The organism is Cyclobacterium sp. 1_MG-2023 (assembly GCF_030546805.1).
Lineage (GTDB): Bacteria > Bacteroidota > Bacteroidia > Cytophagales > Cyclobacteriaceae > Cyclobacterium.
Window position 1 is genome coordinate 238,453 of sequence record NZ_JAUOPC010000010.1, and the last position, 17,468, is coordinate 255,920.

Below are 17,468 nucleotides of genomic sequence, written 5' to 3' on the forward strand. Positions count from 1 at the left end.
GTAAATATCCTCTTAATTTCACTTTACCTAAACTTGCTGATTGTAAGTCGATATAATCGATTTATCTGAACATAAGTTTGTAACAGGCTGAATTGATGGCACAAGTACACATTAAAATTTAAATTCAACTGTTCCTTTGATGAAAAATGGGGTCCCCGGAGTAAAATGAATTTCCTCAACAGGGCTTGATTCATTTTGCAATCTGGATTCTGTAGCGAACTGCGTTTCGTTCCATTCGGTGTTCAGGAGGTTTTGAATTTGCATTCCAAAGTTTAGTTTTTTCCTCTCGTAGCCCATATTAAGGTCTACAACCGTATAACCTTCAGCCACGATGGAATTGTCCTCATTGGCGGGTCTGTCTTTGATGTGGCGCACATTGGCACCACCGTAAATACCTGATTTGTGAATGGCATTCAACCCACTTTTAAGAATAAAATCCGGAGCCAATGGGATATAATCTTGTCCGGCCTCTTCTTCAATAGCCCTTGCATGGGTATAGTTTGTGTCGAAATTCCAAAACAACCATTTTAGTGGCTGATAGCGAATACTTAAATCAATTCCTTGTCTCCGTGTTTTGCCACTTGGCTCCACAATGCCGGCATCCCCTACATAAACAAATTCTTGTTCTAAAAATAAATACCAGTAGGCTGTATTGACAAGTAATCTTGGTATAGGTTTCCATACGAATCCTGCATCATACCCAAAAGCTGCCGGTAGCGTTTCTTTTGCAGCTTGAGAAAGAATTACACGGGTGTCATTGGAATGAAATCCTTTACCTCCTTTCAAATACATTTGAAGGTTTGGGGTATAATCATACAATACATTCAACTTTGGACTAACAATCGTTTTTGTAGAGGTTTGGGTTTGGTAAATTTCCCTTAAAGCATCATTGTATTGAAAGTCAAAATAATCTATCCTAACAGACGGATTAAAAGTCCATTTTTTATAATAAAAATTGGTGTTGAGGTAACTGCCAAAATTGGTCTCATTGATGTCTCCAAATTGTATCTGAGATAGAGTCAATTTACGATTTAAGGTGTGAGAAAGCTCATTATTATTGCTCAGGTCATTCCTTAGATTGATTCCTACTTGAACAGTAGCCTCGACATCATTTAAATCAAAGGATTTGTAATATTCACTGTTAAGGCCATAAATGTTCCGGTCTTCTTTTTGTTTAATTTGGTCCCCATTGACTTCATCTTCAAGGAAGAAGGTGAAATTTGAAAACAACTCGAAATCATACTTGCTGTAATACAAACTACTTTTGATGTAGGAGTCATCAGTTAAAATTTTCTCATAATTGACCAATACATTTGTTCTTCCGGTATTTCCACCCTCAGTATCATCTATGGCTCCAAAGCGACCAATCAAACCTGAGTCAACGGCTCGCTGGGGAATTTGCCCTGAGGCATCCCACTTACTTGAAAGATGAGAGAAAGTGACACCTATTTTATCTAGAGGTGTAATATTGCCAGTGTATTTTCCAAACAAATTGATTCTTTTGAAGTTCTGAGGACTGTCAAAAGGCCCATCTGTGCTAAGATGTTCTGCGGCAATATAGGCATCATGTTTTGGAGTATTCAATACATCAAACATGCCCAATATACGGTTGGTGCTAAATTGCCCCTTTTCCATTTTTATAGAACTGGACTCCAAGTTCCTTTTTGTTTTAAAATTTACATAACCTGCTGTGGTGAAATTTCCCTTGTCCGCATAATATGGGCCTTTTCCAAAATCTATATTGTCTACAGTTTCAGGAATTACGAAGTGCAGGTCTGCATAGCCTTGCCCATGGGCATGTGATACCATATTGACAGGCAAGCCGTCTACCGTAATGCCAATATCTGTTCCGTGATCAATATCAAAGCCTCTTAAGAATATCTGCTCAGCCTTTCCTCCGCCTGCATGTTGTCCAATAAAAAGTCCAGGTACCTGTCTCAAAATGTCTTGAGATGAACTGACCGGATTTGTCTTCAGATCTATTTTAGTAATTAGGTTTAAGGCATTTGTTTTTGGTGAAATTACCACTCCTTCTAAGGAAATCGCTTTTTCTTCCATGACCACAGAAAGGGGAGCGGTCAAAGATTGAACGACTGTGTATTTAGCTTCATATCCAATGTGTGACAATTTAAGCGAATCTCCAACTGAAAAATTTTGAAGCAGGAATTTACCATTTTCATCCGAATGGGTGTGATTCTTTGTGGCAAGATTCAATATTTGAGCATTGGTAATCAACTCTTTCTTGTTGTTCAAAACTGTACCTTCTATGCTTTGTCCAAAAAGATTGGTTTGTAATAGAAGGAGAAAAAGGGCAATTAATATTCGATACATAGGGTAGGGTTATTTTATATTTCGAATTAATAATCCGGATTTATAAGATTTTTTATGGAGTAAAAAAAACATATCACATGAAGTAACCAATACTAAAATTTAGCTAAAAAGGCCATGATTTTCCATCTTTATGCGGTATTGTTAGTTAAAGAAACAAATATAAGCTCATTCCTTTCTTTTTGATATTTGTAACTATTATTAAAAGATGAATAAAGCTACCATCTCTTTTTGACCCATGCATCCTTTTCATCGGCGGTGAGAAAAGTCCAGGCTACAATTCGACTAGATTTATTGTTTGTTCCCAAAGGGACCGTTTTGACCTGACTGGCACCAATTTCGTCCAATGATGTATAAATTTTTTTTAGATTTGACTCCTTAGAAACCAAAGTTGAAAACCAGAAACAGTTTTTAGAAAACACTTTACTTTCGCTAATCATTTTCTGAATAAACTTTGCTTCTCCACCGTCAACTATAAGTTCATGGCTAATTCCTGAAAAATTGAGTGTAGGTGTTTTCACCTTTTTGCCCGATAAGTTCTTTATTTTTCTTCGTGTTCCTTTTTGTGCTTCTTCAATCGATGCATGAAAAGGAGGGTTACTGATCGTTAAATCGATCTTATCTTCAGGGTTAATTATACCTTTAAATATTGAAATAGGATCTTTTTGTAGGTGACATTCAATTTTACCCTTTAAAGATGAATTTTTCTGGACGATGTTACGAGCCGATGCAATTGATTTTGGATCAATATCAGACCCAATAAATTGCCAGCCGTAACTGCTGACACCAATAATGGGGTAAATGCAACTGGCCCCAATGCCAATGTCGAGACAAGTGATTTTATTGCCGGTAGGGATTTTTCCTAAATTATCCTCTGCTAATATATCAGCTATATGATGGAGGTAATCGGCCCTACCCGGTATTGGAGGGCATAAGTTTTCCATAGGGAATTCCCAGTGCTTTATCCCGTAATAGTGATGGAGGATTGCTTGGTTTAAAAGTCTTACGGCAACAGGACTTGTGAAATCAATTGAAGCTGCTCCTGATTTGCTGGGTTTAATGTGATTTTTTAATGCCGGGATAGCAGTTGTTAAGGCATTTAGGTCATATTTCTCTCGGTTATTATTGCGTGGATGTAGCCTTTCTTTCTCTTTTTCTGGCTTTTTTGAAGACATGTTTTATTGTGATTTTATGTTTCTTATACCCTCGTAAACAGTGATAGCAACTGCATTGGCTAGGTTTAAACTGCGAATATGTGGACTGTAAATAGGGATGTTGTATACCAAATCAATATTTTCTTTCAATATATTTTCGGGCAATCCGGTAGATTCTTTGCCAAAGACAAGAAACATGTCCTCTTTAAATTCAATAGAGCAATAATCTTTCGTTCCATGACTTGAGAAATAGGCAAATTGTTTGCCTTTGTTTTTAGCATAAAAGTCGTCAATGTTCTCATAAATAAAGAGCGAAATGTGCTTCCAATAATCTAGTCCTGCTCTTTTTAATCTTTTGTCACTTAATTCAAATCCAAAGGGTTTTACCAGGTGTAAAGTTGATCCGGAAGCCAAACTAAGTCGGCCAATATTCCCTGTATTCGTGGGTATCTCTGGTTCAATTAATACAATATTTAATCCCATTATTTTTAGTTAAACTTTATCAAGGTTATCGTCATGAGCTTTACAGCTGCCATAGGAAAATAAATTTATTTTTAATTTAGCGGTGTAATTAGTATAAACATATAATTCCATCTCTCAAAAGTAGGGCTATCGTTTCTATAAAACCTTTAAAACTAAAAAAAATCAAGGAAGTTATGAAAATGTAAATAAGCATTCAACAAGCTTGGTTAATTATTTAATCGTTCCAGAATTTGCACGATTTCAATGACTTGGTTTATTTCTAAATGCAAAAGGTTATTGCCTTTATATTTAAAAACAATGTCATTTTTTGATTCATTACATTCAATGCTCAATTCTGATGAATCAATTTGCCAACGGAAAACATTTTGATTTTCGACGAACAATTGTGCTACATAGGGCGATTTTGTATAATTTTCATCCTCCCATATTTGCTGTGAAAGCCTTGTTAACAGTTGAATGAGATCTTGGGTGTCAGAAGGTGCCAATAGACAATGATCCCCATTTTCGTAGTCGAGTTGCAAGCGTATCTTGTATTCATTTTTATCAATAACCATGTTTCCTTTCTTAAGAAACAAATTGAAAAGTTGGTTTTTCATTTAGCTTATTCCTTGAGGTGCCCACATCTTTAAAAATTTGAATTGTTTTGGGTATTCTTTCCTTGGACAAAAAGCCAGGCAAACCTCCTTGTCACCTAGGCTGGACTCCGTCATCACAATGTGTTCGGGTTCAGTTTTAAGCTTGTTAAATGCAGCCTCATTAACCAAACAAACTACCTTTTTAAATACTCCACTCATCCAACGTTGCATTTGTTCATTTTCCTCAAACTTCTTATAACAAGCCAAAGCTGCATGAGCGGTAATGACAGGGATTAATTTATCCGGGATATTGTCTTTTACAATAATATACATTTTCATAAATGTGAATGTGTAAGGTGTTATAGGTTATTGTATTGATGACTTTTAAATTATTGGCTGTCTTGTCCATCTTACCGACTCTTTTTCAATTTAATAATTTTTGTTTGCTTGAAGTCAATAAAACTCCGATTCACCAATTTTGAAAGGTAGTGGTAAGCAGTTAACCTGGATAATAATATTCATTTTTATTTCCCTGCCTATTAAGTCGATACAATGTTGTAAACCAATTCGTGGATATTGGACATGGGAAAAGAAATCAGCCTTCATTGAAACATTTACCAGTTCCCAAAGCAAAGGCTCTAGTGTCTAATTCTCCTTTAACTGCTCAATTGCATAATACAAGCGGTTCTGGGCACCTTCTTGGGAACCGAATATGGTGCGTGACAATTTACCCTCTTTGGTAATTAAAACCCATTGAGGGGTGCCGGATGAATCAAATTGGTCATAAACCGTTCTTCCATTGTCTAAAAAAATAGGAAAGGGAAGTACATCAACTGTAAAAATGCTTTTTATATCGCTTTCTGTCACTTGGCTTGCATTGAAGCTCGTATGAATGCCAATAACTTGTACCTCTTTATTTTCTTTTTGCAATTCATAGGCCAAAGGGATCGCTCTGCCGGTACAGCCCAAACATTGGTTGTTATAGATGAGGAGTAAAATTGCCTTGCCTTGGTATTTTTTTATAAGGTCAATAGATTTGTTACTAAAGTCTCGAACTAGAATTGATTCAACGGGGGCATTTTCACTGATCATGGTCGCTTTTAAGTTTCGTTTCTTTTGATGTATGCTGTGGTTTTTTCCGGCAAGTCTATGGCATTGTATTCGAAGTCTGTTACCCATTCAAAATCAAAGACGGTAAACCCATCAAAACATTCGGTAGGTACCAAATCAAATGCTCTCAATACCATCAAAAACCGATCGATACCACCATAGGGGAAGTTATCCGTTGAATACTTAATGACCCCAAAATTTTCATTTTGTTTTTCAAGTTTAGTCAAAAATACTTCAAAGCCAAACTCCAGATAATTGAATATTGAAAGTGTTTCCTGTATGCCAAGTTGTCCTGATTTATCATTGTCAACCTTCAGGTAACTTTCTAAAAACTTGTTGGCATAGAGCGGTATCAATGATTGGTATCTTTCTTGGGCAGGATCCTCATCCAATGAGGCAATTAACTTTTCATAAGCTGCATCATATTCCTCCTTTGATAAATTATCCCAATCAATAAGAGTGGGAGTAAGTTCTTCAAACTTGAAACCCGGTTGTCTCACAGCTTCCATATGTTCATAGAGCTTTTTAAAGTCCTCAAACTTTGTAGGAGACTGTATATTGAACCTGATGAATAACATTAAATCTATATTATTTGGGTAAAGTGATCGTTTCTAGAGGGATAATTGCCATTTCAGCGCTATTGTTGTTCCATAACTCTCTACCTTTGCCTTCAGGCCGACCCACTTTTCCACCACTATTGGAGTAGCCAATGTAGAGCTTGCCTTGATGTTCTATAGCATGAGGATAGGCCAAAGCTGCATTGGGGTGAGATTCTCCTACACCTTCCGGGAAATCTGCGTGTCGGATTACAAAAACCTTTGAAAAGAGTAATTCGCCGGGTTGAGTGAGGGCAATGGTTAAGGTTTTTCTTGATTTATTGACCCCATTATAAGTTGCCCCAATTAAATAGTACTCACCAGTGCTCAATTGGCCGGAATAAGGCTTTGAGGTGGACATGGGTAAATTACTTGGGATAACTTTAGACCAGGTATGTCCATAATCAGTGCTTTTTGAGGCCAATGCAATGGCTTCTTTCCCCCAGCGAGCGATATTGATAATATTGGAGCCATCAATTAATATTGAACTTTCCCCCCAGACATTTTTTGTATCCATAGGTAACACTATCACGTCCCATTTCGTGAAATCATCACCATTACTGATGGCCACAGCCGGAGGATTGTTGCCACTTCCAATTTCATTTACTTGAAAGCCGGACATTATCCAGTTGCCATTGTCCATTTTCTCAGGAGCTGTTAGCGGCCAAAAATTATCCCTCGCCACGATGCCTTTGTCGTCCCAGGTGTCTGTGTTCTCATTAAGGAGGTAAGCCCGCATACGTAGGTTTTCCATAATGCCATCATATTCTCCATGGAACGCCCATAACTGCCCTTTATGAGATAGAAATTCACCATGGCTTACAGCAACCTGTCCTCCGCCACCAATATTTTTTAGGGGGCCCCAAGTTTTGCCCCCATCGGCACTGACACGGTAATTGGCTTCTTCAGTTACCGTGTTTTCTCCGTTTTTATTGTGACCAAAAGATGCGTAGAGTTTGTTTTTGTGCCAGATCAAGGCCACGCCGTGTAAAAATCGGTAGCCATCTTTGGCAAACTCAAAGGGTTTAATGACAGAAAATTCAATATTATCAATGCTGGGGATTTCATTTAATTCAGGAAGCTTTTCGCTTGGATTCCATAATTGGAAATTATCCTGTGCCATAATCGGCATGGTTGTTAAAATTGCAATCAATAGAAAAATAACTCTCATTCGGTGCTTATTTTGGTTTATATGGCAATATATTTAATGTTTTAAAGATAATAAGCCATCTAATTTCATTTCACTTTCAAGCTATTATTCTTCAGGTATTTGACTTTCTTGCTTTGATCGAGAAAAATCGTTTGCTTAGGGGCTGACAATTAATTTTTGCCTGAAAAGAAGATTTTGTTCGTCGTTGACACTTATGAAATAAATGCCTTTGGATAAATTTTCTAATGGAATGCTTAGTTTATTCTCGGTTGGTTTGTTCCATTCAAACTTTTTGACGAGATGACCATTGCTATTGTATATCACAACTGTCCCTTTTTCCACTTGAACGTCAATTTCTAAATTTGCTCCGCCCTTTGCTGGATTTGGAAATATCCGATAGTTGATTTCTTCAATAGGGTTTTCTTTATCCGATGTATTGTAATAATAGGCCTGTAGGTTTTTCAGTTCCTTGACCAATTCACTATTATTGGCTCCATTCCCTATGATGGCAATTCCTGAAATACTTGCATTGTTAACTTTTGAAGTCATCTCGAGGGTTAAATATCCATCTGTTACAGAAAGGTTATCAAAAGACAATAGGGTAGGAGAGTTGTGGTTTTCCACAAACAGATCTAAATCACTTTTCATTACTTTTTCCTCTATTGCAATGTCAAACACCCTGTTTGCTGCTTTTTCCGAAACTCCATTATGACCAAACCAAAGCTCATTGTGCAAAGTGAAAAGAGTATAGTTACCACTTGGTACCGGAATTGAATAAACCAGGTGCTTCCCATTTCTTTCGGTTTGGAAGATCGGTTCAACATCCAAATCACTGTTTTCAAATTGGGAAGAGCCGACATTATAGTAAGTAGCATTAGCGGTTTCAGCTACAAAGGTTTTATTAATTAGTGTGGCATCAGCCTGGCCTCCGGCATTTAAAAAGAAGGTGAAGTCTGCGTCCGGACTGTCTGGCTTATTTTCCGAAATGATCGCAATCCCTGAAATAGTGGCATTATTGGCTCCAGCTATAAGTCTGAGGTCAAGCAGACCGTCTGTTATTTGAATCGACTCGAAAGTAAGAATCTCCTCCCCATTGTTGCTGTGAACAAAGAGGTCGACATTTTCTTGCACCAATTCCTCCTCCAAATAAATGTCAAAAACCCTGTTTCCTTCTTTGGCTGTCACCCCACCTTTACCAAAGTACAATTCATTATGGTAAGTTTTAATTGTATAGGCTCCATTTTCTACAGGTATTTGGAAAGTTAATTCTTTGGCAAATCTTTCGGACTGAAAAAGCTGCTCAATACTGGCATTGCTGTTCTTATACGTACTGCTGCTTGAGCTGGTGATATAGTCACTTTTAATTTTCTCAAAGGTTTGACCATCATATTCAATGGGACCTCCTTCTCCTGTATGGTAATACAATTCATGCAGGCTTTCATTGGGTTTATTGGAATCAGAGGTACGGAAAAGGGCCAGTGCACCATAAGGAGGCAAGATAACTTTACCTGAATATTGCTCTAATTTTGCATTGACATAAGTACCTGATAAGTTAATTGTTTTGTTGGTATTGCTTGGGTTGTATTCAAATAACATTAGCTCATCAGGTTCGATTATGGTAGCTTCTACTTCTACAAACTCCAAATCATCCAGCCAATAGGTTAGGCTTTCGTCAGAAGTGTAGTGGATCATTAAGGATACCTCATCTTCATCATGGTAAGTAGATATAGGTACTTCATAGGTCTCCACTTGTTCATTGATCCTAAATGTTCTAATAGGGGAAAGTCTTTCCCAAGGGTTGTTAGAGAACCTTAAATTAAAAGCAAGATTGGTGGGTTTGCTTGCATAACTTTTAAAGGACAATAGATAGTTTTTATCTTGCTTTAAGGCACCGAGGTTTACTTTAATTGAACTTTTACCCTGGCTGGATACTTTTAAGGCACCTCCGGATAATTTACTTTCTGCATCCCAGCCTTCTTGGCAATTGCTACAAGATAAGTCCTTGATATGCTCATCAAAGTTAGAATTTGAATACTTGCTGCCACCAATAACCTTATGCACGGTATAGGTGGAAACATCAATATTCTTACTTGTTGAATTTTGATCTTTATTGTATTTGGATTTCCAGCTTTTCAGGTCATGTAGAAGTCTCTCCTTCTCTCCATTTTTCAGGTATTGATTCAGTATACTGAATTCATCTCCCATGGGTCTGAAAAAGTAATTCTGATCAAAGTTTGCCATCTGTGGGATGTCATCTTTGTAGGTATTGATAAAATAAGAATTCTGGTCGACAAGCTTTGTGAAAAATTGATTGTTTACTATGTTGTTATTTCTTGTGTCATTACCGTTGGTGCTATTTCCTAGGCTAATGGCATTGCCATTGTTGAAAAAAAGATTGTTATCAACGGTTATGCTATTTCCGTTGGCTATTTTTAATCCACTGTTGCTGGTATTCCCCACAGTATTGCCTTTGATTTCAATATTGTTTGAATTGTCATCTAAAAAAATTCCCTCTACCAATAGGTTTGATTCTACGCCTCTTTTCGGTGCGCCTGCCGGATTTCCTATGCCGTTTATTACAATATTACCTTCAATTTTTCTTCCAAAATACCTTTGGTAACTAGTGCCACCAAAGGTGTAAATTCCACCACCATCGCTTTTAATCAAACAAAAATTATCCACAAAATTATTCTTGACCTTGATATAGTTGCCACTGAATTGAATGCCATTAAAGCCGGTACTAATGATTGAATTGTTTTGTACCAGTATGTTATCTCCTCCAACAAAAACCCCTATTCCTGCTGCATCATCATTTTTTGTTCTTCCGGCAATGGTGGCGGTGTTACTTATTTTATTGTTTTGAACTATGGCTTCATCATTGCCATACCTTAAGTTCAAGCTGTTGTTATAGGCATAGCGTATTGTATTGTTTTCGATTAGGAGGCTAACCACACTTAGCGCCTGAATTCCATCTTCACCTGCAAATTCAATTTCAGCATTACTTATTTTAATATTATTCCCTCCCTCCAAATGAATTATATTATTATTTGCGCCTCTAAAATGCAGGTTTTCAATGTTAATGTATTTGTCGCGGTAGTCTTTGGTAAGCAAATGGTCAAGCGTGCTGACTTCTATTTCTAAGCTGTTTGGAGATTGCTCTCCTAGGTAAACATAGATTTTCTTAGTCGAAGGATTGAAATACCATTCGCCAAATGAATCTAAAGTGCTAAGGTGGTTGGAAATAAAGAAGCCGTATCCTGCTTCGGGTTTGTATTGGCTAATATTTCCATGGTACCTGATCTGTTCACCTGAATGGCTTTGAATATTGTAATTGTTTATTACCCAATCTTTTGTTCGAATCACGATATTGGCTCCTTCCCAATTGTGAGAACCGCCTAATTGGGAACTTTTAACGACATTGGTCTCCACCTTTTCAATGGGAAGATAGCCGCTATTTGTAGCATTACTATTCGGGTACCTTCCTAGCTCTTGGCGTTGACCATTGATAAGTATTACCTGTACATTATCTGAATCAACGGCTACAGTACTTTCATAAAGCCCATTCCCTAAGGACTTCCACTTGCCAATGGATTGAAAGGAAGTTAAAATAGGCTTTGCTCCAGATCCGTATTCCCCTATCAAAATTGGTGAAGAGACTGTGCCTGAAGCACAAAGGTGTAGGCTGCCATAAAAAGTTTCTCCTCTTTTAAAAAGTATGGCGTCTCCCGGTTTTAGGGCATTGCATTCAAAATTGACTTTTGCAATTGATTTCCAAGGGGTAGCAGGGTTTTGCGCTTCTTCGGCTGTGCGATTGTCATCACCTGTTTCACTGGAAATATAATAATCGGCAGCAAAAACTGACCAAGCCGGAAATGCCAAAAAAGCTAAGGTAAAAATAACTAAAAATTGAACTTTCATATTACCTAAATTAAAAATTTAATCTTTTATAGACTGTTGAACAAATCACCTGTTTATGAGTGTTTTGTATTTTAAAAAGTTATTTAATAAATTATCCTTCTATTTATTTCGGATTAATAAAATTAAATATCGAGGTTCTATTTTCTTTATGCACAAATATATGAATTTATTTAACATTAATAAATACTAAAATAATAATAGATTGTTTGTTTTAAAAAGCCTATTTTCTTAAGTTTTTTGAAGCCATGTCTTGATTGAAAACACCTTCCAATAATTCATACAATTTTGGGTGCTTTCTCCTGAGTAGTTTTGGCCGCTCAAAAAAATACTCACTGGCCACAGAAAAAAATTCTGCCTGATTTGTACCACCATAGGGGTTAATGTCTGACTTTCCTTTGTGAATTTCTTCTATTTTTTTATTGATATAATTGAGCCAGGGGATGGCATACTGTCTTTCCATTAGCAAGGAGGGAATGCCATCCACCGATCCATCGGTTTTGTCAATCAAATGTACAAATTCGTGGATAGCGGTATTCTTTTTGTCGGTTTCATTTTGGAAGCCTAACTCCAAAGCTTTTTTTGACAAAATCATCACCCCCTCCATGGGGCCATTGCCAACCATTCCGGAGACTCTTCTGTCCGCTGCATCCAGGCTGAAGTTTTCATTAAAAAATGTTGGGTAGATCAAAACCTCATAAAGATTGATGTATTTCCAATCCTCAAAGCCGAATATAGGGATAATGGCACTGGAGGCCACAAGAATTTTGTCTGTCAAGTTGATCTCCGTTTTTACTCCCGTTACTTTACAGTTCAATAAGAATTCCTGGATCTTATATTCAAAACGCTGTTGATCCTCTGCTGACAAGGACCTGTAGTAGGGTATCTTTTCTACTAAAATGCTGCGCCATTCAGTTGGGAAAGGCGTGGAAGGGACCTTCCATTTATTTTGCTTTTTCCGTTGCCAGTAAAATCCAATTAACCCAAAAACCATGGCAAAGAATAAAACATAAAGAAATGTCATAGGAGAATTGTCTAGTATAATCAGGGTAAAGATAATAATTGATTAACGACTATAGCTATATCAGGTTGCTGCCAGCAATTGAAAATTATCTAGGAGATTGCGGATTGGGTATTATAGGGAATCAAAAATTTAAAAAGCTATTTTACTCTTGGATTGTTTATGATTTTGATGAAGACCAAAAGAAAGAAAGCACAAAATAAAAGGTCATTTAATCCATATATCGAGTAAAACAAACCTGCCATGGTGTCTTTTTCATACACTTCCGAAACGTTATTATTGAGCATCCAATTGATCCAGATATAGCCGTATATGGATTTTTCTATCGCAAAAACACCAACTATCCATTTAACTTTTTCATAATTTTTCGCAACTGAAATATAAGCTAATCCCCAAATTACAATCATTAATAAGCCAAAGTTGGACATGACCATAGGGTCATATTCAGGAATGGTTGAATTGCTAAAAAATCTTGAAAATACCAATACCGTTAAGTTCATTAAGCCTGATAAAATAAAGCCTTTTTCAATCGTTCTATTTGGTAGATCCATATTTCAAGCGTATAAAAATAATTTATTTTTCAATAATATGTAATGAAAACCAAAGCTACATCGTAAACCACCATACCTAGCCAAAAATTAGAAAGTATGCATGAGTTTTAGCCAAATTACATTTTTGCATCCTTACATGAATAATCAAAGGATAAAGTTTTTTGGTTGATTTTCATGTGTAATTAGAAGTAAATCCATTGGCCGAAAGTGTGGTAGGTGTGGGAGCCGTGGGCACATTGCCCACGGTTTTATTTCCCCAACAACTCTCATTACCTTATTTGACCACGTAGCAAACCTCCGGGATATTGGGTTGAATGGATATTTACATACAATTCATCATTGTTAATCTTGCCGAGCTCTTCTGTACTTAAGGTTAGGTTTTTAGTTTGTTCAAGTTCTGCACTGCCTGTAATACCCAGATTCACCAGAACTCCTCCATTGACTGTAGCTGAACCCTCGTGGATATGACCGGCCGTAATCGCATCAGAAGCCTCCAAATCATTGACGATAACCTTATAAAACATGGTGCTGCCCACTATTCGAATATAGGCCTGGCCTGTTTCATTTCTATCATTTATAGCCGGAATTTCATTGGCCGGGGACAGGGAAACATTGTAGGCATTGTCAATGGTTTGGTCAATTTGTCCCCTTACCAAGCCTGATGGCTGGTCTGTGGAATGTACGTTGACATATACATCATCTCCTTGTAAGGTGGTGATTTGCTCATCTGTTAAGCTGACTGTTCCGGTGGCAGTGTTTCCGGAAAATGCAATATTTGATCCGTCCACCAAGGTGATGGCCACACTTCCTGCGGTTACCACATCGCCTGTGTGAACATGAGCGACGGTTAGGTCATCTGATGCCATCAGGCCATTGATCGTAATTGTAAAGCTCAGGGATTTATCATCATAAAGGCTCATTTGGATATTACCCGTTTCGCTTCTTCCTGTTACCATAGGGATGGAATAGGCATTGTCGAGCATAATATCAAAAGACAGAAGTTCTACTTTTGCAGGCGGATCTTCATCATCTTCACAAGCAAAGGTCACCAAGGCACATAAAACAAGCATCAATCCTATTCTAATCTTTTTCATAACCCATAATTATTTGGTAGCGTCTACTTCTTTTTATAGTCCTTTTTCAACAAGTTCAGACTTTGAATATTTTCTACAACCCTTAGAAAGGTTAACTGTTCAAAAAAAAGGAGGTTGGTAGGGGAGATAGATTAAAAGTCGATTATATTGACTTTTCTCTACAATATAACCAAATAAGCTGAATACACCTAAATATCAATTGCTTACAGTTAGGCTTTGTTTTGATTGAGGTATCGACTGTTTGTAAATTTTTGGTGCATTCAGCTTAGCAAGGGTTAGGCCATTTGGGCCAAACCAAAACGGAAAATCATTGAGGAAAAGTATTGCTTAGCTTCTAACCATTTTTCCTAAGGATTCCAGCAATTGCGGGCTGTCATCCAAGCCTATCTTGGCTACTTCATAGTAATCGCTCATATGTATTATCGTACTTGTTTTTATCGAAACCGTTGCCTTCGACAGGCTTACGATTCCGGTGGTTGAGCCTGTCGAAACCACATTATGTAATATCGTACTTGTTTTCATCAATATCATTGCCTTCGACAAGCTCAGGCAACGCGCCTTTATCGGTGGTTGAGCCTGTCGAAACCACGTATCGTCATGACGTCACCGTATTTCTGATACCTCTGCCTTCGACAGGCTTAGGCGACCCGTCTATATCGGTGGTTGAGCTTGTCGAAACCACATCCCTCGGATACTGTGTATAATTTTTAGCAAGAGCTGGCAATAATTTGTGGTTTCCATTAATCAAAGCTTCTTTCTTTTTCCTGCTCCAACCTTGTACCTGTTTTTCTCTATAATAGGCTTCATCTATTCTCTGATATTCTTCAGAATAAATCAATTTTACAGGCAATCGCCTCTTTGTGTGATTGGCCCCTTCTCCAATCTGATGTTGTTCGAGTCTAATATCAAGATTGTTAGTACTTCCTGTATAGTTGGTCCCATGGGCACATTCTAATATGTAAAGCCAACCTTTCATATTTACTCATTAAGATTTAATAGGCCAATACACCGTTGTCTTCGGCAGGCTTACGTCCACGGTGTTTGAGCTTGTCGAAACCACGTTATTTATTATCGTTTTTGTTTTCATCGATATCATTGCCTTCGACAGGCTCAGGCAACGCGTCTATATCGGTGGTTGAGCTTGTCGAAACCACGTTATTGGCACTCTTTACCCAAAAATGACTTTTCAAAGGAGAGAATTACATCAAGGCTACACCTATTTTTGTTTATCTCAAATAAAGTCCCATTTTTTCTATAACCTTAAGCCTTCCTCATCTTCTGCTCAAAGTTAAGCTCGATGAATTCTGCCGGATGGGAGAGGGCTACTTTTACGGATACATGTAAGGTGCCGTTTAAAATATCTTCTGCCGTCATGGTGCTGCCCAAACCTACATTTACGGCATAGGCATCTGATGGACTTGAGCCCATAAGTCCTCCTTGTTTCCATAAATTGGTTAAAAAGTTTTGGATCATGCTTTTTATTGATACCCAAGTATTGGCGGTATTTGGTTCATATTCATTGTCCTTAATGGCCTGTTTTATGGATTGTTCCAGAAAGATGGCCGTACGCTTTATATTGATATACCTCCAATCAGTGGAATTGCCATCCAGGGTTCGGGCGCCCCATATCAGCAATCCATTGTTTGGGAATAAGCGAATGGCATTGATGGCTTTTCCTGATAAAGGTGTATTGAGGTCTTCCTGAAAATCCTGGCTTATGTTTATCGCAGGGGCTTTTACATCAATCATGCTTATATTTGCAGGGGCTTTCCAAACCCCTGCTGTATTGTCTACTGTGGTATAAATTCCTGCGATAGCACCGGAAGGTGGGGTCAAATTTAATTTTTTTAAAATGGCCTCCCTTAGCAATTGATAGGTTTTGCTTATCAGTTGAAGGTTTTGGTCTGCCTTTTGCCTATTTTTCTTATCTATTTTTAGTTGATCTTCTTTACTTATTTTGCTGTCTGTCATTGGAGGATCATCAGCTCCTTCTCCAGCCGTTTGGCCTGTGAGTTGGGATACCATCAATAAGAATGGACCTCTATTAACTTCAGGTTTTTTTGGGGCTTCCAATTGGAGCAAGTAGTCCAGGGTTTTCAGGGCATTGGCAGATAGGTTTTTATAAGAATAATCCTCTTTTGGGTACAGAAATGTATGAAGCCAGGGATAATAAGCAGCTGCATAAGCATTGTAGTTTGGACGGGTAGGGTTCACGTTTTCTCGAAAGGCATCAATGCTCTCTGAAGGATTTTTTTCAGTTTGCCAATAAGCCAAGGGAATGTCTAATATGGCCATTCGATTGCCCATGCTTCCACAATGGTTGACCATATGGGATTGTAAGGTATAAGCGGCTTTGAATTTGTCCTTCAAATGGATTTGGCTTTCATCAAATAATTCCACAGCATCCGGAACAAGGAGTAGGGTAGGTTCCGGTACTTTTTCCAATAGAACTATTCCTGCTATTAGGTCTGCTAAATTTGGGGCAACAGTGTAATTACCCACACTTACGATATAACATTGATTTCCACCATTTTGATAGAAAAATTTTACTGCCTTGTACATCCGGTAATGCGGCCCATTGGCTTTGAGTAGGTAGTTTTCCCCGTTTTCACCAATGAAGTCGGCTTCACTTGACTCGGTCTTTTCAAGCTCAAATTGAATCAAAGGTGGTTCTTTACCGAAAATCGTATAAAATTCAAACAGTGAGGATACCCTCCGCGGCTTATTGCATAAATCCTCCCCTAAGGAGGTGTAACCGATAAAGGCCGGTATGGAAGTGGGTACCTGAACGACTGTATTAGGGCGGGCGTACAATTCATTTATATATACCCCAGGGGTTTTCATTGGTTTGGTCATGTTTGTTAGTTTATGCCTTGTTATTTATCCTCAGGCAATGCATCAAATTCCCTTCGTTTGTCATCAAACCATTTTTTCATGGCCTCAGGAGATTGCATCAATTGCTGCATCTCTTCCATGGCTTTCAAGTGGGCAGGATCTTTTTTTTGAAACATCTCCATCCCATGGTTTTTGCTGAGTTCGGCCATCTCATCGAATGTATTGGCATGAAATGCCAGTTCACAGGCACCTCCCAATTGTCTACAGGTCATTGTTTTCATTGTGGATTGTTTTGGTTTTGATTAAAAAGCAGTTAGGAAAAGTCGTAAAAAGTATTTCGAATCATTAATGTACTCAAATTTTATTCTTTGTCTTTATAATCTGCTGTTAAATGAAAAATAATAAGTAAAACCCTTGGTTTCATCAGCCCATGCAATGTAAGTAGTCCATCGAGACCGTTCAGGAACCGGTTAATCCTTTCCGGCGGCTGAGCGGAGCCGAAGCCAAAGGAGTATGTACCCGTTAAACCTACTCCTTCTACTTCGTTCAGGAACCGGTTAATCCTTTCCGGCGGCTGATCGGAGTCGAGGCCAAAGGAGTATGTACCCGTTAAACCTACTCCTTCGACACCGTTCAGGAACCGGTTAATCCCTTCC

General features: G+C 38.0%; 17 protein-coding genes. All 17 read right to left on the reverse strand.

Annotated features, from left to right (window positions below):
• Window positions 1-111 precede the first annotated feature (111 nt).
• The gene (locus Q4534_RS16860) at window positions 112-2,331 is read right to left on the reverse strand and encodes a TonB-dependent receptor domain-containing protein (RefSeq protein ID WP_303614318.1); all 2,220 of its coding nucleotides are present in this window, start codon (window positions 2,329-2,331) and stop codon (window positions 112-114) included.
• A gap of 215 nt (window positions 2,332-2,546) precedes the next feature.
• Complete coding sequence (gene rlmF / locus Q4534_RS16865) at window positions 2,547-3,503, reverse strand: 23S rRNA (adenine(1618)-N(6))-methyltransferase RlmF (protein ID WP_303614319.1); 957 nt, start codon at window positions 3,501-3,503, stop codon at window positions 2,547-2,549.
• A 3-nt stretch (window positions 3,504-3,506) separates the two neighbouring features.
• On the reverse strand, window positions 3,507-3,965 hold the full coding sequence (locus Q4534_RS16870; protein WP_303614320.1) for a tRNA (cytidine(34)-2'-O)-methyltransferase: 459 nt from the start codon (window positions 3,963-3,965) through the stop codon (window positions 3,507-3,509).
• Between the two features lie 206 nt (window positions 3,966-4,171).
• On the reverse strand, window positions 4,172-4,561 hold the full coding sequence (locus Q4534_RS16875; RefSeq protein WP_303614321.1) for a hypothetical protein: 390 nt from the start codon (window positions 4,559-4,561) through the stop codon (window positions 4,172-4,174).
• Window positions 4,562-4,879 (reverse strand): peptidyl-tRNA hydrolase, encoded by a 318-nt coding sequence (locus Q4534_RS16880; RefSeq protein WP_303614322.1) that lies wholly within the window; start codon window positions 4,877-4,879, stop codon window positions 4,562-4,564.
• A 306-nt stretch (window positions 4,880-5,185) separates the two neighbouring features.
• Window positions 5,186-5,632 carry a redoxin domain-containing protein gene (locus tag Q4534_RS16885; RefSeq protein ID WP_303614323.1) on the reverse strand — a complete coding sequence of 149 codons (447 nt, stop codon included), beginning with the start codon at window positions 5,630-5,632 and terminating at the stop codon, window positions 5,186-5,188.
• Between the two features lie 8 nt (window positions 5,633-5,640).
• Window positions 5,641-6,228, reverse strand: a complete 588-nt coding sequence (locus Q4534_RS16890; RefSeq protein WP_303614324.1) for a hypothetical protein — start codon at window positions 6,226-6,228, stop codon at window positions 5,641-5,643.
• Between the two features lie 10 nt (window positions 6,229-6,238).
• Window positions 6,239-7,417, reverse strand: coding sequence for a sialidase family protein (locus tag Q4534_RS16895; RefSeq protein ID WP_303614325.1), 1,179 nt, complete (start codon window positions 7,415-7,417; stop codon window positions 6,239-6,241).
• A 135-nt stretch (window positions 7,418-7,552) separates the two neighbouring features.
• Window positions 7,553-11,314: a malectin domain-containing carbohydrate-binding protein gene (locus Q4534_RS16900; RefSeq protein ID WP_303614326.1), complete on the reverse strand. Its 3,762-nt coding sequence runs from the start codon at window positions 11,312-11,314 to the stop codon at window positions 7,553-7,555.
• A 220-nt stretch (window positions 11,315-11,534) separates the two neighbouring features.
• Window positions 11,535-12,335, reverse strand: a complete 801-nt coding sequence (locus tag Q4534_RS16905) for a zinc-dependent peptidase (RefSeq protein WP_303614327.1) — start codon at window positions 12,333-12,335, stop codon at window positions 11,535-11,537.
• A 137-nt stretch (window positions 12,336-12,472) separates the two neighbouring features.
• Window positions 12,473-12,883, reverse strand: a complete 411-nt coding sequence (locus Q4534_RS16910; RefSeq protein WP_303614328.1) for a hypothetical protein — start codon at window positions 12,881-12,883, stop codon at window positions 12,473-12,475.
• Window positions 12,884-13,152: 269 nt separating this feature from the next.
• Window positions 13,153-13,977, reverse strand: coding sequence for a CHRD domain-containing protein (locus tag Q4534_RS16915; RefSeq protein ID WP_303614329.1), 825 nt, complete (start codon window positions 13,975-13,977; stop codon window positions 13,153-13,155).
• A gap of 327 nt (window positions 13,978-14,304) precedes the next feature.
• Window positions 14,305-14,499, reverse strand: a complete 195-nt coding sequence (locus Q4534_RS16920) for a hypothetical protein (protein WP_303614330.1) — start codon at window positions 14,497-14,499, stop codon at window positions 14,305-14,307.
• Window positions 14,500-14,572: 73 nt separating this feature from the next.
• Window positions 14,573-14,953: a GIY-YIG nuclease family protein gene (locus Q4534_RS16925; RefSeq protein WP_303614331.1), complete on the reverse strand. Its 381-nt coding sequence runs from the start codon at window positions 14,951-14,953 to the stop codon at window positions 14,573-14,575.
• Window positions 14,954-15,237: 284 nt separating this feature from the next.
• Window positions 15,238-16,833: a phage tail sheath C-terminal domain-containing protein gene (locus Q4534_RS16930; protein WP_303614332.1), complete on the reverse strand. Its 1,596-nt coding sequence runs from the start codon at window positions 16,831-16,833 to the stop codon at window positions 15,238-15,240.
• A gap of 20 nt (window positions 16,834-16,853) precedes the next feature.
• The gene (locus tag Q4534_RS16935) at window positions 16,854-17,093 is read right to left on the reverse strand and encodes a DUF1059 domain-containing protein (protein ID WP_303614333.1); all 240 of its coding nucleotides are present in this window, start codon (window positions 17,091-17,093) and stop codon (window positions 16,854-16,856) included.
• Between the two features lie 80 nt (window positions 17,094-17,173).
• The coding region (locus Q4534_RS16940; protein WP_303614334.1) for a hypothetical protein at window positions 17,174-17,468 on the reverse strand (295 nt) is incomplete at its 5' end.

Bases quoted from the DNA above. Each gene is read 5' to 3' on its own strand.
- rlmF (WP_303614319.1), bottom strand. From the start codon at position 3,503: ATGTCTTCAAAAAAGCCAGAAAAAGAGAAAGAAAGGCTACATCCACGC.
- Q4534_RS16875 (WP_303614321.1), bottom strand. From the start codon at position 4,561: ATGAAAAACCAACTTTTCAATTTGTTTCTTAAGAAAGGAAACATGGTT.
- Q4534_RS16910 (WP_303614328.1), bottom strand. From the start codon at position 12,883: ATGGATCTACCAAATAGAACGATTGAAAAAGGCTTTATTTTATCAGGC.
- Q4534_RS16900 (WP_303614326.1), bottom strand. From the start codon at position 11,314: ATGAAAGTTCAATTTTTAGTTATTTTTACCTTAGCTTTTTTGGCATTT.
- Q4534_RS16925 (WP_303614331.1), bottom strand. From the start codon at position 14,953: ATGAAAGGTTGGCTTTACATATTAGAATGTGCCCATGGGACCAACTAT.
- Q4534_RS16860 (WP_303614318.1), bottom strand. From the start codon at position 2,331: ATGTATCGAATATTAATTGCCCTTTTTCTCCTTCTATTACAAACCAAT.
- Q4534_RS16885 (WP_303614323.1), bottom strand. From the start codon at position 5,632: ATGATCAGTGAAAATGCCCCCGTTGAATCAATTCTAGTTCGAGACTTT.
- Q4534_RS16890 (WP_303614324.1), bottom strand. From the start codon at position 6,228: ATGTTATTCATCAGGTTCAATATACAGTCTCCTACAAAGTTTGAGGAC.
- Q4534_RS16880 (WP_303614322.1), bottom strand. From the start codon at position 4,879: ATGAAAATGTATATTATTGTAAAAGACAATATCCCGGATAAATTAATC.
- Q4534_RS16905 (WP_303614327.1), bottom strand. From the start codon at position 12,335: ATGACATTTCTTTATGTTTTATTCTTTGCCATGGTTTTTGGGTTAATT.
- Q4534_RS16895 (WP_303614325.1), bottom strand. From the start codon at position 7,417: ATGAGAGTTATTTTTCTATTGATTGCAATTTTAACAACCATGCCGATT.
- Q4534_RS16920 (WP_303614330.1), bottom strand. From the start codon at position 14,499: ATGAAAACAAGTACGATATTACATAATGTGGTTTCGACAGGCTCAACC.
- Q4534_RS16915 (WP_303614329.1), bottom strand. From the start codon at position 13,977: ATGAAAAAGATTAGAATAGGATTGATGCTTGTTTTATGTGCCTTGGTG.
- Q4534_RS16870 (WP_303614320.1), bottom strand. From the start codon at position 3,965: ATGGGATTAAATATTGTATTAATTGAACCAGAGATACCCACGAATACA.
- Q4534_RS16930 (WP_303614332.1), bottom strand. From the start codon at position 16,833: ATGACCAAACCAATGAAAACCCCTGGGGTATATATAAATGAATTGTAC.
- Q4534_RS16935 (WP_303614333.1), bottom strand. From the start codon at position 17,093: ATGAAAACAATGACCTGTAGACAATTGGGAGGTGCCTGTGAACTGGCA.